13 protein-coding genes are annotated in these 13,857 nt (G+C 75.3%); 7 read left to right on the top strand and 6 right to left on the bottom strand.

Annotation, left to right across the window (positions count from 1 at the left end; genetic code table 11):
• Positions 1 to 5: 5 nt before the first annotated feature.
• From AB0J53_RS37865 to AB0J53_RS37850, 4 genes are read right to left on the bottom strand one after another with little or no spacing between them, the layout of a single operon-like run.
• On the bottom strand, positions 6 to 656 hold the full coding sequence (locus tag AB0J53_RS37865; protein ID WP_357592354.1) for a hypothetical protein: 651 nt from the start codon (positions 654 to 656) through the stop codon (positions 6 to 8).
• A complete protein-coding gene (locus tag AB0J53_RS37860) occupies positions 653 to 1,447 on the bottom strand; it encodes a hypothetical protein (protein WP_364181326.1) in 795 nt (264 codons plus the stop codon). The genes AB0J53_RS37865 and AB0J53_RS37860 overlap by 4 nt, the downstream gene beginning before the upstream one ends.
• On the bottom strand, positions 1,437 to 2,555 hold the full coding sequence (locus AB0J53_RS37855; RefSeq protein WP_364181323.1) for an ATP-grasp domain-containing protein: 1,119 nt from the start codon (positions 2,553 to 2,555) through the stop codon (positions 1,437 to 1,439). The genes AB0J53_RS37860 and AB0J53_RS37855 overlap by 11 nt, the downstream gene beginning before the upstream one ends.
• Positions 2,552 to 3,481, bottom strand: a complete 930-nt coding sequence (locus AB0J53_RS37850) for an NAD-dependent epimerase/dehydratase family protein (RefSeq protein ID WP_219510663.1) — start codon at positions 3,479 to 3,481, stop codon at positions 2,552 to 2,554. The genes AB0J53_RS37855 and AB0J53_RS37850 overlap by 4 nt, the downstream gene beginning before the upstream one ends.
• 164 nt (positions 3,482 to 3,645) lie before the next feature.
• On the opposite strand from AB0J53_RS37850, the gene AB0J53_RS37845 reads away from it, so the two are divergent.
• The 5 genes from AB0J53_RS37845 to AB0J53_RS37825 are packed head-to-tail and all read left to right on the top strand — an operon-like array spanning position 3,646 to position 8,531.
• On the top strand, positions 3,646 to 4,650 hold the full coding sequence (locus tag AB0J53_RS37845; protein ID WP_364181319.1) for a GNAT family N-acetyltransferase: 1,005 nt from the start codon (positions 3,646 to 3,648) through the stop codon (positions 4,648 to 4,650).
• Positions 4,647 to 5,636, top strand: coding sequence for a hypothetical protein (locus AB0J53_RS37840; RefSeq protein WP_364181316.1), 990 nt, complete (start codon positions 4,647 to 4,649; stop codon positions 5,634 to 5,636). The genes AB0J53_RS37845 and AB0J53_RS37840 overlap by 4 nt, the downstream gene beginning before the upstream one ends.
• Positions 5,637 to 5,647: 11 nt before the next feature.
• Positions 5,648 to 6,439 carry a hypothetical protein gene (locus tag AB0J53_RS37835; RefSeq protein ID WP_364181313.1) on the top strand — a complete coding sequence of 264 codons (792 nt, stop codon included), beginning with the start codon at positions 5,648 to 5,650 and terminating at the stop codon, positions 6,437 to 6,439.
• Positions 6,436 to 7,611 (top strand): hypothetical protein, encoded by a 1,176-nt coding sequence (locus AB0J53_RS37830; RefSeq protein WP_364181310.1) that lies wholly within the window; start codon positions 6,436 to 6,438, stop codon positions 7,609 to 7,611. Before AB0J53_RS37835 ends, AB0J53_RS37830 begins: the two co-directional genes overlap by 4 nt.
• Positions 7,608 to 8,531, top strand: coding sequence for a glycosyltransferase (locus AB0J53_RS37825; RefSeq protein WP_364181307.1), 924 nt, complete (start codon positions 7,608 to 7,610; stop codon positions 8,529 to 8,531). The genes AB0J53_RS37830 and AB0J53_RS37825 overlap by 4 nt, the downstream gene beginning before the upstream one ends.
• A 61-nt stretch (positions 8,532 to 8,592) precedes the next feature.
• Here AB0J53_RS37825 and AB0J53_RS37820 read toward each other — a convergent pair whose 3' ends face one another.
• Positions 8,593 to 9,243, bottom strand: coding sequence for a response regulator transcription factor (locus AB0J53_RS37820; RefSeq protein ID WP_364181304.1), 651 nt, complete (start codon positions 9,241 to 9,243; stop codon positions 8,593 to 8,595).
• The gene (locus AB0J53_RS37815; protein WP_364181300.1) at positions 9,228 to 10,397 is read right to left on the bottom strand and encodes a histidine kinase; all 1,170 of its coding nucleotides are present in this window, start codon (positions 10,395 to 10,397) and stop codon (positions 9,228 to 9,230) included. The genes AB0J53_RS37820 and AB0J53_RS37815 overlap by 16 nt, the downstream gene beginning before the upstream one ends.
• A gap of 157 nt (positions 10,398 to 10,554) precedes the next feature.
• On the opposite strand from AB0J53_RS37815, the gene AB0J53_RS37810 reads away from it, so the two are divergent.
• Both AB0J53_RS37810 and AB0J53_RS37805 read left to right on the top strand, forming a co-directional pair.
• Positions 10,555 to 11,538 carry an ATP-binding cassette domain-containing protein gene (locus AB0J53_RS37810; RefSeq protein WP_364181297.1) on the top strand — a complete coding sequence of 328 codons (984 nt, stop codon included), beginning with the start codon at positions 10,555 to 10,557 and terminating at the stop codon, positions 11,536 to 11,538.
• Positions 11,535 to 13,853 (top strand): alpha/beta fold hydrolase, encoded by a 2,319-nt coding sequence (locus AB0J53_RS37805; RefSeq protein WP_364181294.1) that lies wholly within the window; start codon positions 11,535 to 11,537, stop codon positions 13,851 to 13,853. Before AB0J53_RS37810 ends, AB0J53_RS37805 begins: the two co-directional genes overlap by 4 nt.
• Positions 13,854 to 13,857 lie beyond the last annotated feature (4 nt).

The raw sequence follows: 13,857 nt of genomic DNA, 5'->3' as shown, positions 1-13,857 counted from the left end.
CGTATTCAGTCGGTTTGAGGAGATCTCCGGAGCCATCGCCGCGGCACGAACAGCACGAGCAGCGCCGCCACCACGTGCACGGTGATGAACACGTACACCTCGGTCCTGGTCGCCGGGTGGCCGAGGCGCACGGTGATGTGGTCGGCCCACGCCCACACCTCGGGGATGGTCTCCAGGCTGCGGTTCATCAGGACCGCCACCAGGTCCTCAAGCCCCGACACGTGCAGGATCGACATCGCCAGGCCGGTCCGCAGCACGCCCTCCCGCGACCCGCCGCCCAGCCGGTAGGCCAGCAGCAGCGCCACGATGAGGAACGGCACGAACACCACGACGTGCAGATAGAGCTCCTCGAAGGTGCTCAGGCCCTCCTCGATGTCCATGGCCGCGATGAACGTTCCGGGCACGAAGTAGAGCAGGAAGCCCAGGAACAGCGCGGGCAGGACGACCAGGTGCAGCCGAAGCCTGCGCGCGGTCTCCACGTCCAGCCACGCGATGGCCACGATCGCGGCCAGTTGCGGGGTGAGCTTGACGAGGAAGCCCCACAGCGTGGTGATGTCCTGCTCGTACGGCAGGACGAAGCGGACCAGCCCGGCCAGTGCGACGGCCACGAGGCCGGCGACGAGCGTCACCAGGTTGGCCCTGATCATGGTGATCACGGGGTCACTCCAAGGGTCGGGGTGCCGTGGCCGGGGCAGCGGCCGAGTGCGGCGGCCCCTTCCGGGACCACGTCGACCAGCGTCGGCCTGCGCCTGAGCAGCGCGGTGACCGCGGGCGAGCCGGCCGCGGGCCGGGCGTGGAAGCGCCGCCACAGCAGGTGGATCTCGCCGCACGCGGCGCGCGCGGCGTAGTAGCCGAGGTGCGGGTCGTGGATCAGGTCACCGGCGCCCGCCAGGCCGGTCCGCTCCAGCACGCGCGTCTCGACCCCGGCCAGCGCGGGCAGGAACTCCGCCACGGCCTCCCGCTCGCCGACCACGACCGCCCGCCCGGCCGTCTCGGCCAGGCGCAGGGCGGGCTCGTTCAGCTCGCGCCGCCGCCGCTCGTGCACGACGTCGGCGTCCGGATGGAGCAGCACGCCGTAGCGCCGGCCCGGGCCGAGCGCGCGGCGGTCGAGCACGGCCCGGCGCACCTCCAGCACCGGCGCCCGGCCGCCCGCGCCCGCCACGGCCAGCGCGGCCCGCAGGTCACCGGCCGGGCCGATCCACGGGCTCGCCTCCGCGCCCTGATCGTAGGGCCGGGCGAACGGGCACAGGCGGTGGAGCTGACCAGCCAGCTCGGTGCTCGGGGTGGGCACCGGCTCACCGAGCGCCCGCCCGGCCCGTACCCACTGGTCCCGGTAGAAGGGGACGCGGGCGAACGCGGCGCGCACCGCGCGCCGGTAGGCCCGCTCCCACCTCACCGGGGAGAACCTGACCGCCGGGACTCCCGCCGCCATGACCTCAACGGACATCGACGGTGATCAGCGCGTCGAGGTCGGGCGGCTCGTGGTCGACGACGTAGCCGAGCTTGGCGCGGCACTCGGTGTACGGCGCCACCGGGTCTCCCGGCCTGGCCACCACGACGACCTCGGCGCTGCCGGGCAGCGACTCCAGGCCCCGGATGGCGACCAGGGTGCCGGCCACGGGCGCGCGCAGCACCCGTACCGAGGCCGGCCCGCACCGGGCCGGCGTCAGGTCGGGACGCTCGCCGATCGCCATGCGGACGGTCGCCTCGACGGTGTCCACTCCGTGCATCAGCCCGAGCGCCTCGCCCAGCCCGTTGCCGCCGATCCGCGCGCCCATCTCGATCAGCCGGACCTCGCCGCCGTCGGCGAACAGGTCGGCGTTGAGCGGGCCGTCGGTGTAGCCGATCTCCGCGCAGAGGAGTTCGAGCTGCCGGGCGACCTCCTTGTCGAGGGCGCCGGGGGGCAGCATGTCGTGGCCGACGGCGACCACCCCGGGCGGCTCGGTGACGCGCCTGCTCAGGCCGAGCAGGGCGATCCTGCCGTCCTGCAGCATGGCCTCCGCGCAGAGGTCCTGCCCGGTCAGCAGCTCCTCGATGACGAACCGGCCGCTGGGGGAGACGGCCGCCGCGTGCTCGATCGCCGGGCCCAGCTCGGCCTGCTCGCGGATGACGGTGATGCCGCGCGAGCTGCCGGAGTCGACGGGCTTGACGATGACCGGCAGCGGCGGCCGGTCCTGCGGCCGATCGGCGTAACGCGGTCCGGGCAGGCCGATCCGCTCGCACACCCGGCGGAAGTAGATCTTGTCCGTGGAGGCGCGCAGCGTCTCCTCCGGCACCCCGCAGGGCAGGCCGAGCAGGCCGGCCAGCTCGACCAGCGACGGAAGGTTGATGTCGCTGCCCGGAGCCAGGATGCCGGCCAGGTCGGCCCGGCCCCGCAACGCGGCCGCGACGGCGGCCACGTCACGGGTGCTGACGTGCAGGAACTCGTCGGCCTCCACGGCCCCCGGCGCGTCGGCCCGCATGTCGACGCAGATCGTCGCCAGGCCGAGCCGCCGGGCGGCGCGGAAGGCGCTGACCGTGCCGTCCGAGCCGCCGAGGACCACCAGGTGTCTCATGAAGGGCTGTTCCAGTGGGTGCCGCGGTTCTCGATGAACCAGTCGACGGTCTTGGCCATGCCCTCCGACAGCGACACGAGGGTGGCGGGGTCGATGCCGACCGCGCGCAGCGTCTCCGGGTCGGCGGTGACGGCGGTGTCCGGGGTCTCGCCCGGACGCATCGGCAGGTCGACGATCGGGACGCGGTCGTGCCCGCGCTCCACGCACAGGTCGATGATCAGCTCGGCGATCGTGCGGATGCTCGCGGACTCGACGGGGCCGACCTCGACGACGTGGTCCAGGGTGTTGCCCGCGGCGGCGGCCTCGAGCGCCGACACCAGGCCGCGGGCGACGTCGCCGACCCAGACCATGTCGGAGATCTGCGTGCCGCCGCCGTAGAGCTCGACCGGCATGCCGGACAGCGCGCGGCAGATCACCGCCGGGGTGATCTTGCGTACCTTGCCGGGAGCGAAGGGCGGGGCGGCCATCTGGCGGGGGCCGTAGGCGTTGACGACGCGGACCTGGTTGACGCGGGTGCCGCGGTGCGCGTTGAACATGCGCACGAAACGCTCGACGGCGGTCTTGGAGATGGAGTAGCTGTTGTCCATCCAGTGGTTGCCGACGCAGATGTAGACGCCGGGCAGGTCGTACTGGGTGACGGCCTCGAGGAAGTTCAGGCCGCCGGAGAGGTTGGTCTCGGCCGCGGGGCGCGGGTTGTCGATGGTCTCCTGGGTGCCGAGGACGGCGGCGAGGTGGATGATCGCGTCGGTGTGCGCGGCCAGCTCGACCATCGCCGTGGCATCCCTGATGTCGCCGAGCATGAACTCGAAGCTTCCGGCGCCGCGATCGCGGTGGTCGAAGACGACGGGGGTGTGACCGCGGGTGGCTAACTCCTCACAGACGTAGCGGCCGATGAAGCCGTTACCTCCGGTGACGCCAACTTTCATGCTGTTTCCCCTGGTGAAACGCCGTGCACTGGTGATGCTCGGGCAGCAGATTCACGCACCAGGTGTTGATGCGCGTCCATGATCAAAGCAGACATATACTGCGATTCTTAACAGGCCATAAGTCTGATGCAGAGTTGTTATGCCTAATCCGAATAGGGCACATCGTGAAGTTCAGCTTCTTACAGCCAGGGCGAGACCCCGAGCCCGACGGCTGGGAAGACTTCCGCCGCAGCCACGACCTGACGGCCATCTGGTCCTATGACGTGATCCGCGCCTCCTTCGAGCGATCGTGGGCCCGGCCCCTCCTGTGCGTCGTCCACGAGGCGGGGCGCATCGTCGGCGCGGTGGGCGCGATCCGGTCCGGACGCGGGCCGCTCGTGCTCGACGTGCGCCTGCCCGCCCACTCCAACGGCCCCACCTGGTGCCTGCCCGGCGGCGCCGAAGGGCGCGAGCTCATCAGGGGCTTCGAGCGGGCCGCCGCCGCCGAGTTCGGCTGGCGGCTGGCCGGGGTCGTCTACCGGATGGTCACCGAAGCCGCGCTGCCGCTCGTCGCCAGGGCCGGCGCCCTGGTCCGCCAGTCCCCGGGCACCACACAGCTTCCCGTACGCTGGCCCGCCCGCGACGGGTGGATCGCCACGCTCAGCCGCAACCGCCGCTCCACGCTGCGCCGCCAGATCAGGCGGATCGAGGAGGACGGCACGCTGACCGTCGTGGAGGGCAACGGCCGCGCCGACCTCGACCCCGCCGAGCTGGCCCGGCTGCACGAGCGCCACGCCGCCCGGCTGACCGCGCCCACGACGCCGCAGGGCTGGGTGGCCGCCGCGCTCGACCGCCGCCTGCCGCTGACCGCCGCCTACTTCGCCGAGCTGATCCGGCGCGACGACGTCCGGACCGTCTCCTACCACGAGGGCGACCGGCTCCTGGCCTTCGCCGTCGTCTACGACCATCCCACCACGCCCATGTACGGGCCCTGGGCGGCCCTGCCCGCCGAGGAGGGCGGCCGGAAAGACCTGTACTTCGACAGCTACGTCCGGATCATCGCCCACGCGACCGCCGGCCGCGCCGAACGGCTGTTCGCCGGCCGCGGGTTCGTCGACGTGAAGCGCTCGCTCGGCTTCGACTACCTGCCCATGCGGCTGGTGGCCGTCCCCCGGTGGGCGATCGGATGAGGGTCGAGCTGCTGGACCCGCGCCACGACCCCGAGCCCGGCGACTGGGAGGAGTTACGCCAGGCCGCCGGCCAGCGGGTGACCTGGCGGTACGACCTGCTGCGCGCCTACGCCTGGAGCGCGCAGGCGCCCCTCGCGCTGGCGGTGGCACGACGCGACGGCCGGGCCGTGGGAGCGGTGGCGGCCTCACTGCGCTCACCCAGGCTGCGGCGCGGCGCCTACGCCGACCGGCGCGGGCCCGCCGGCGTCGTGGACGTGCACGCGCCCGCCAACCGGTCGCAGAAGGGCTGGTGGTGGCGCGGCGACCCCGACCCCGACCTGCTGCCCGCCTGCACGCGCGCGCTGCGCCGCCACCTCGGCCCCGGCTGGCGGGGCACCGTCTGGCGTGAGGTGTCGGACGGCGAGGCCGCCCGGCTGCCCGGCCGGCTCAGGCTCCGCCTGCCGACCGCGCCGCTGGCCACGCTCGCCCTGCCCTGGCCCGACCTGGACCAGTGGTACGCCGTGCTCGACCCGCGCCGCCGCGACTCCCTGCGCAGGCGCGCCCGAACCATCGCCGCCGAACTGTCGGTTCGCGTCGGTCCGGCCGGCGAGCTGGTCAGCGCCGACGAGGCGGCCCGGATGCGCGCCGAGAACGACCTCAAGCACCGCAGCCGGCTCACCCCCGCCCCGCCGCTCCCGCTGCCCTACCTGGAGGCGCTGATCGGCAGCGGCGAATGCGTCGCGCTGACGTACCGGCGGCGCGGGAGGCTGCTCGGCCTGTCGCTCATCCTCGACCACGCCGCCTGGCCCATCTGCCTGAGCTGGGGCGCCGTCCCCGTCGAGCAGGGCGGGCGCAAGCACCTGTACTTCGACGGCTACGTCCGCATGATCGAGTGGGCCATCGGCGCGGGCAGGCGCGGCCTGGTGCTCGGCAAGGGGCAGGCCGAGGTCAAGAGCGACCTGGGCGCCGAACTGGTGACCTCCTCGGCGCTGGCGGTGCCGTGGTGAAGGGAGCCGCCGTGAGGTGCGTCCAGTGCGGGGACCCGCATCCCGTGCCGCTGCCGGGCCGCCTGCCGAACCGGCGGCGGCACGCCTGCCGCGCCTGCGGGGCCGTCTTCCGCGCGATCCCGGTCGTGCTCCGGTCCGTGGCCGGCGATCCGCTCGAACCGTACCTGCCCGCCCGGATGATCCGCTGGCTGCGCGAGCGCGGCGACGACGGCCCGCCCGACCGGGCCGCGATGAACCGCTGGTACCAGGAGTTCGACGCGTTCGTGGCCAAGGCCAGGACCGACGACGCCGCCGCGGCGCTCCTCGCCGAGATCAGCGAGATCCCGCTCGCCGACCTGCCCGCCAAGCCGCCCGCCTTCTCCCAGGTGTGCGCCGCCCTGCACGCCACCTGCTACGACCTGCCGCTCGCCGAGGCCCGCCTGGCGCCGGGCGACCCCTGGGCCGCCGAACGGCTCGCCCACGTGCGCGCCTGGTTCGCCGGGCCCGGCCGCCCGGCCACCTGGCCGGCGGCGCCACCGGCGGAGCCGCCGGACCCCGAGCTCGTCGCCGGCCTCCTCCCGCTGCCGGAACGCCTCGAATCCGCCCAGGTCAGAGCGCTGTTCTCGGCGCTGTTCCAGGTGGAGAGAGGGCCGTCGCTGGCCGGGGTGCTCGGCCGCTTCGGCGCCGCCGAGATCGAGGACGCGCTGCGCGCCTACCTGCGCGACGGCTCACGCCCGCTCCGCGACCGGGTGCTCGCCGACCTGCCCGCCGGCCAGCCCGCCGAGCAGCCCGCCGGCCTGCTCGCCGGCCAGGACGCCGGATGACCGCCGCCGCCCACCGCATCGGGCTGCCCCGGCTCGTGACGCTCCTGGCCGGCCGCGCCGCCTTCCGGGTGATGCTGTACGGCTCGGCGGCCCTGCTGGCGCTGGCCTGGAGCCGGGCCGAGTTCGACGCGTACGGGGCGGTGATGGGGGCGGCCGGCTGGCTGTGCATGGTCGTCCAGTCGGGCGGCGAGAAGGCGGCGCTGAAGCTCATCCCGCGCGCCCGGCGCACCCGGGACGACCTCGCCGGGATGCTGCGCGTCCTGGTCGCCTACGTGCCGTTGCCGCCGCTCGCGGCGGCGCTGGCCGCGCTGGCCCTCGCCCCGGGGGAGCCGGTCACGCTCTACCTGCTGGGCGTCGCCTACTACGTGGCGCTGGGCTGCGGCATGCTCGGCGTCGCCCTGCACCGCGCGCTCGGCCGCTACACGCGCGACACCGTCCACTTCGCCGTGCTCGGCCTCGGGATGGGCGCGATGGCGGCGCTCGCCTTCCTCGCCGGGGTCGGCCCGGCCGGCTACCTGGCCGGGCTGCTGGCGCTGGTCACCGCGCTCAACCTGTCCCTGCTGCCCGGGCTGCCGCGCGCATCACGGCCCCGGCCGGGGCTGCGCCGCGTGCTCACCGGCACGGTGCTGCTGATGGGCGCCGCCGATGTGATGAACAACGCGATGATCGGAGTGCTCTTCGTCGAGCTCGCCCTGAGCCCGTACGCGGCCCACAGCGGCGAGCTGTACCTGGTCACGCTGGGCTGGGGGTTCGCGCTGTCGATCCTCTACACGGTGCAGCGCATCTACCAGCCGCAGCTCTCCCTGCGGGTGGCCGGCGGGGGAGCGGCCGGGGCGCGCGTGTTGGGGCGGCGCATGGCCGGGCTCGCCGCGCTGGGCGCCGCCCTCTGGCTGACGGCCGCCGGGTTCGCGCTGGCGGCAGGCGCGCACGGGCCGGTCGCGCTCGCCGCGCTCGCCCTCACGCTGCTGCCGATGCAGGCCCTGGCCAGCGGCGCCACCTTCGTCGTCGAACACACCGACCTACGGGCCAACGCCCGGGCCGTCGTCGTCGCCCTGGTCGCGGTCGCCGCGCTGGGCGCCGTGGCCGTACCCCTGACCGGGGCGGCCGGAGCCGTGTACGCGCTGGGGGCGAACCCGCTCGTCCTCGGCCTGGCGCTGTGGAGGGCGCGATGAGCACCGGGCTGACCGTGCTGGTTCCGTGCTACAACGAGGGCGCGCAGGTGGAGGTCGCCTACCGGGAACTCACCGGGGAGCTGGCGGACCTCGCCGACCTGCAGATCCTGTTCGTCGACGACGGCAGCACCGACGACTCGCTCGCCCGCATCCGGGCGCTGGCCGGGGCCGACCCGAGAGTGGGCTACCTGTCCTTCACCCGCAACTTCGGCATCGACGCCGTCACGGCCGCCGGCTACCGCTACGCCGCGTGGCCGTGGATCGTGCAGTGCGACGCCGACCTGCAGGTGCCGCCGTCGCAGATCTGGAAGCTGCTCGACAGGGCCGCCGAGGGCTACGACGTCGTCTTCGGCCGCCGGGTGCGCCGGCGCGACCCGCTCCTGCGCAAGATCGGCTCGGCCGGGCTGCACTGGGCGGCGCGGGCCGTGTTCCGCATCGACATGCCGCGCGGCGCCTCCACGTTCCGGCTCATGCGCACCAGCGTCGCCCGGACGATCAGCGAGCTGCGCCTGCCCTGGTTCATGCCCGCGGTGCCGCTGGTGGGGGCGCGGCACACCGCGGTCGACGTCAGCCACCGCGAACGCGACGCCGGGCGCTCCAAGCTGCGGCCCGCCCGGCTGGCCGGGCACGCCTTCGAGCTGTTCTTCGGCTTCTCGTGGCGGCCCCTGAACGCGCTCTACCTGGTGGCGGTGCTGGCGCTGGCGGCGGCGGCACTCGGGCTGGAGGCCGCGCACCTGCTGGTGTCCGCGGCCACGCTCGCCGGGGTGGCGGTGGTCGGCCGCTACGTCCACCGCGTCGCCCCCCGCGCGCCCGCGTTCTACGTCCGCGAGTCGAACCTCCCCGTACGTCCCGAGGACACGCTCACCGGCGGCGCCCCGACCCCGCCCCCGCCCGGCCGCGTCCCCCCGGACGGCGACTGAGCCCTCCCCCGGCCCCCGTGCCCGTCCGGTTCGTCAGTGTGGACGGTGGGGCCGGGGGTGGCTATGGGGTGGCCTGGAGGTAGGCCAGGACCGCCATGACGCGCCGGTTGTGGTCGTCGGACGGCGGCAGGCCGAGCTTGGCGAAGATGTTCGTGGTGTGCTTGGCGACCGCCTTGTCGGTGACGCGGAAGCGCGCCGCGATCGCCAGGTTGGACAGGCCCTCCGCCATCAGGGCCAGCACCTCCCGCTCGCGCGGCGTCAGCGCGGCCAGCGGCTCGTCCCGGCCGCGCCGGGTGAGGAGCTGCGAGACGACCTCCGGGTCCATCGCGGTGCCCCCGGCCGCCACCTGGCGCACCGCGCCGACGAACCCGTCGACGTCGCCCACCCGGTCCTTCAGCAGGTAGCCCACCCCACCGGACCGGTCCGACAGCAGCTCCCTGGCGTACAGCTGCTCCACGTACTGCGACAGGATCAGCACCGGCAGCCCCGGCACCCGGGCCCGCGCCTCCAGGGCGGCGCGCAGCCCCTCGTCGGTGAAGCCCGGCGGCAGCCGCACGTCGATCACCGACACGTCGGGGCGGTGCCGCAGCAGCGCCTCCAGCAGCATCGGGCCGTTGTCGACCGCCTCCACCACGGTGCAGCCGTACGCCGACAGCAGCCGGACCAGCCCGTCGCGCAGCAGGGCAAGGTCCTCGGCTATGACAACGCGCACGGCACCTCCATGATCAGCTCGGTCGGCCCGCCCGGCGGGCTGTCCACGGTGAGCGTGCCGTCGAAGGCCGACAGCCGGTCCTCGATGCCGCGCACGCCGGTGCCGAGGTCGCGGCGCACGCCGCCGTGACCGTCGTCGCCCACCGTCAGCCGCAGCACGCCACCGGTGTGCCGCAGCCGCACCCAGGCCCGCGACGCGCCGCTGTGCTTGGCCACGTTGGCCAGCGCCTCGGCCGCCGCGAAGTACGCCGCCGACTCGACGGGCGGCTGCGGGCGGCCGGGCAGCTCGGCGTCGACGTCGACGGGGATCGGGCAGAGCAGCGCGGACGCCCCGATCGCGCCCGGCAGGCCGCGGTCGGCCAGCACCGGCGGGTGGATGCCGCGCACCAGGTCGCGCAGGTCGGTCAGGGCCTGACCGGCGACCTCCCTGGCTTCGTCGACCGCGCGCAGCACCTCGTCCGGGTCGGCGGCGGCGCGCGCCAGCCCCAGGCTCATGCGGATGGCGATGAGCTTGGCCTGGGCGCCGTCGTGCAGGTCGCGTTCGATGCGGCGCAGCTCGGCGGCGTGCGCGTCGACGACCGCGGCGCGGGAGGCGGTCAGCTCCCGGATGCGCGCGTCCGGCGCGGGCCGCGCGTCGAGCAGGCGCCGCGCCAGCCACGCCTGCCCGGTGCGGAACAGCGGCACGGCCAGCAGGGTCATGACCGCGATCGCCACGAGGGCCAGGCTGATGGAGTACGTGTTCAGCGTGCTCGGGCGGGACGGCTGGAGCCGGAAGAACAGATGGTCGAGGGCCGCCAGCATCGCCCACACCACGGCCACGGGAGCCGGTCCGGACACCGTGTGCACGGCCAGCCACAGCACCTCCCGCCGAGCGTCCGCCGGGGCATCCACCGGGCCGCCCGCCGGTGCGTCCGCCGGGCCGCCGTCCCGGGCGAGCACCCGCCGCGCCCACCGGCGCTGATGCCCGGCCAGCCGGCGCACCGCCGTGCGCGCCCACGCGAGCGGCCGCCCGGTGAGCGGCGCCAGCGCGGCGCCCGACGCCAGCAGGGCGAGCAGGACGGGCGCGGCCACCCCGGTGGCGGCGTTCAGCGCCAGCGCCCCCACCCCGGCGACGGCGCCGAGCGCCCGCCGGGCGACGGTCTTCCTCCCCTTCACCCCTGCAGTCTGCCGTGCCCGCGAGCATGCGGCGGTAGGTCTGCGCCTACCACCGGGGTGGTGAATTCCCACCCCGGAGGTGGACCGGCCCCCCTGGAGACCGGGCCCGCGCACCGCGAGGCTCGTTCCGGCCGACCATGCCGGACGAGGGGGAGACGTGATCGACGTACGGGGACTGACCATGCGCTACGGCCGCACGGTCGCCGTGGACGGGCTGACTTTCAGCGTGAGACCGGGCCTGGTGACCGGATTCCTGGGCCCCAACGGCGCGGGCAAGTCCACCACCATGCGGGCCGTGCTCGGGCTGGAGGTGCCCGCCGGAGGCGAGGCGCTGGTGGACGGGCGGCCGTACGCGTCGCTGCGCCGCCCGATGCGCACGATGGGCGCGCTGCTCGACGCCGGGGCCGTGCACGGCGGCCGGACCGCCCGCGACCACCTGCGCTGCCTGGCCCGCAGCAACGGCATCGGCGCCGGGCGGGTGGACGAGGTGCTCGGCCAGGTGGGGCTGACGGACGTGGCCGGGCGGCGGATCGGCGGCTTCTCCCTGGGCATGAAGCAGCGGCTGGGGATCGCGGCGGCGCTGCTGGGCGACCCGGCGGTGCTGATGTTCGACGAGCCGCTGAACGGGCTCGACCCGGAGGGCATCCGCTGGATCCGCGACCTGCTGCGGGCGCTGGCCGCCGAGGGGCGGACCGTCCTGCTGTCGAGCCACCTGATGAACGAGCTGGCGCTCACCGCCGACCACGTCGTCGTCATCGGGCGCGGCAAGCTGATCGCGGACACGGCGATCGGCGAGCTGGCCGGCCGCTTCCGCCGCGACGTGCTGGTCCGGGCCGCGGACCCGGAACGGCTGGCCGGGGTCCTGCGCGCGCACGGCGCCACCGTGACCCCCGAAGAGGAGCCCCCCGGCCCACCCGTGCGCGACCCGTCCGTACGTGGCCCGTCCGTGCGTGACCTGTCCGTGCGGGGGCTGTCCGTGCGGGGGCTGGACGCCGAGGTGATCGGGGAGCTGGCGCTGGGCGCGGGCGTCGCGCTGCGCGAGCTGACACCACGCGGCGCATCACTGGAGGAGGCATTCATGGAGCTCACCGAGGACAGCGTCGAGTACGGCGCCCGTACCGGGACGGAGCAGGGCCGATGACGGACGCGATCGCCGCCGAATGGCACAAGCTCCGCTCGCTGCGCTCCAACGCGTACCTGCTGGCCGTCTCGCTGCTCGCCGTGCTGGGCTGCGCCGGGGTGGCGTACCTGATCGGGCGCGGGTTCGACCGGCAGACGTTCGAGGAGCGGCTGGGCTTCACCGGCATCGGCGCCGGGCTGGGCACGGGCCTGCCGATCGCCTACGTCGTGTTCGGCACGCTGGGCGCGCTCACGATCACCGCCGAGCACGCCACCGGCCTGATCCGCACCAGCCTGGCGGCGGTGCCGAGGCGGCAGGTGTTCCTGTTCGCCAAGGTGCCGGGCCTGGCCGCCGTCACCCTGGTCGCCGGTCAGGTCCTGGCGTTCGCCATGCACGGGGCCGCGCAGGCGGTCCTCGGCAGCCGGGCGGACCAGCTGCTGCTCGACGGCGGGACGCTGGGGACCTCGCTCGCCGAGCCGGGCGTGCTCGCGTCGGTGGCCGTCTCCGGGCTGTCCATGACGGCGGCGGCCCTCGTCGGGCTGGGGGCGGGCGCGGCGATCCGGTCGACGCCGGGCACCCTGGTCGCGCTCGTGCTGGTCTTCCTGGTGCTGCCCGTGGCCGCGCAGGCGCTGCCGTCGCCGCTGCGGGCCCAGGTGGGCTCGTACCTGCTGGAGAACCTGCCCGCGCAGGTCGCCGGGGTGGACGGGCTGCTGCCGCCCGTCGCGGCGGCGGCGCTGCTCGCGGGCCACGTCGCCGTCGCGCTGGCGGCGGGCGCGACGGTCACGGCGCTGAAGGGCCGCAGGCTCAGGCCGCTGCTCGCCGGCGCGGCCGCGGTGCTGCTGATGGCGCTGACGGCGGTCCTGCCCACGGTCCTGCCGGCGGCCGGGCTGTCACCAGGGGTGCCGGAAGGGCCGGCGGTGGCGCCCGCGTCCGGTGACGCTGGCGGCGCGGCGTCCGCCCTGGCCTGGCGGCCGTGCGCGGACAAGGACGCGCCCGGGGACCTGCGGTGCGCCTCCGTCGAGGTGCCGCTCGACTGGCGGAAGCCCGCCGGGCGCACGATCACCGTGCCGGTCGCGATGCTGCCCGCCTCCGGGGCGGGCCGCCGGATCGGCGTCCTGTTCTCCGTCCCCGGCGGCCCCGGCGGGTCGGGGATCGACGACCTGAAGCAGCACCACGCGCGGTTCGCCAAGCTGCGCAACCGGTTCGACGTCGTCAGCCTCGCGCCCCGCAACACCGCCGTCCCCGGCGGCCCGCTGCCGTACGCGTGCCTGTCCACCGGCCCGTGGATCACGCTGCCCGGCGACCGCGCCGAGTGGGCCGAGCTGGCGCGGGCGAACCGGGAGCACGCCGAGCGGTGCCGCGCCGCAGACCCCGAGCTGTTCGACCACATGGACTCCGCCTCCGTCGCCCGCGACATCGAGGCCGTCCGCGTGGCGCTCGGCGAGCCGCGGCTGAGCTTCCTGGCCAACTCCTACGGCGGTCACCCCGCCGAGGCGTACGCCCGGCTGTTCCCCGCCCGGGTGCGCGCGATGGTCCTGGACGGCGCCGCCGACCACCAGGAGCCGGTCGCCGCCACCGAGCCCGCCCTGTACGCGCGGCTGGAGCGGCAGCTGGTGCGCTTCGCCGCCTGGTGCCGGGCGGACACCGCCTGCGCGCTGCACGGCAGGGACGTGGCCGGGGTGTGGCGACGGCTGGTCACCGCCGCCGACCGGAAGCCGGTGCCGGTGCGCGGCGACCCGTCGGGGGCCGCCTACAGCGGGTTCGACCTGAAGGTCGCCGCCGGGCCCAGCTTCGTCTCGCCCGGCCGCGAGCCCGAGGTGCCCCGCTGGGTCCAGCTCGCCGCCGCGATCGAGAAGGCGGAGGGCGGCGACGCCTCCGGGTTCGCCGACTACGTCAGGCAGGCCACCGGCAGCGCCAAGGTGCCCTCGGCCGCCGGCCAGAACATGACGCACTGCCTGGACGGCAAGGGGTACGGGAGCTACGCCGCCTTCCGTGAGGCGCTGCGCGAGGCGGAGCGGGTATCGCCGCACTTCGCCGGGCAGCGCTCGTGGTGGCCGCTGGCCTGCGCGGGCTGGCCCGCGCCGGTCACCAACCCGCCCGCGCCGCTGCCCGCGCGGGGGCTGCCGCCGCTGCTCGGGGTGGGGAGCTGGACGGACCACGACGAGGTGGCCCGCGCCGTCCGCCGGGTGCCGGGCTCGTCCAGCCTCCGGTACGAGGGCCACGGGCACACGCTGTACGTGTCCGGTCCTGGCGGCTGCGTCACCGCGCACGTCAACCGCTACCTGATCAGCCTGCGCCTCCCGCCGCCCGGCGCCACCTGCCCGGGCGCCGGGTGAGGGC

Origin of the sequence: Nonomuraea sp. NPDC049725 (assembly GCF_040674795.1) — a bacterium.
Classification (GTDB): Bacteria; Actinomycetota; Actinomycetes; order Streptosporangiales; family Streptosporangiaceae; genus Nonomuraea; species Nonomuraea ceibae.
The sequence above is the reverse complement of the archived record's forward strand: the minus strand, read 5'-3'. Positions and strand labels throughout refer to the sequence as shown.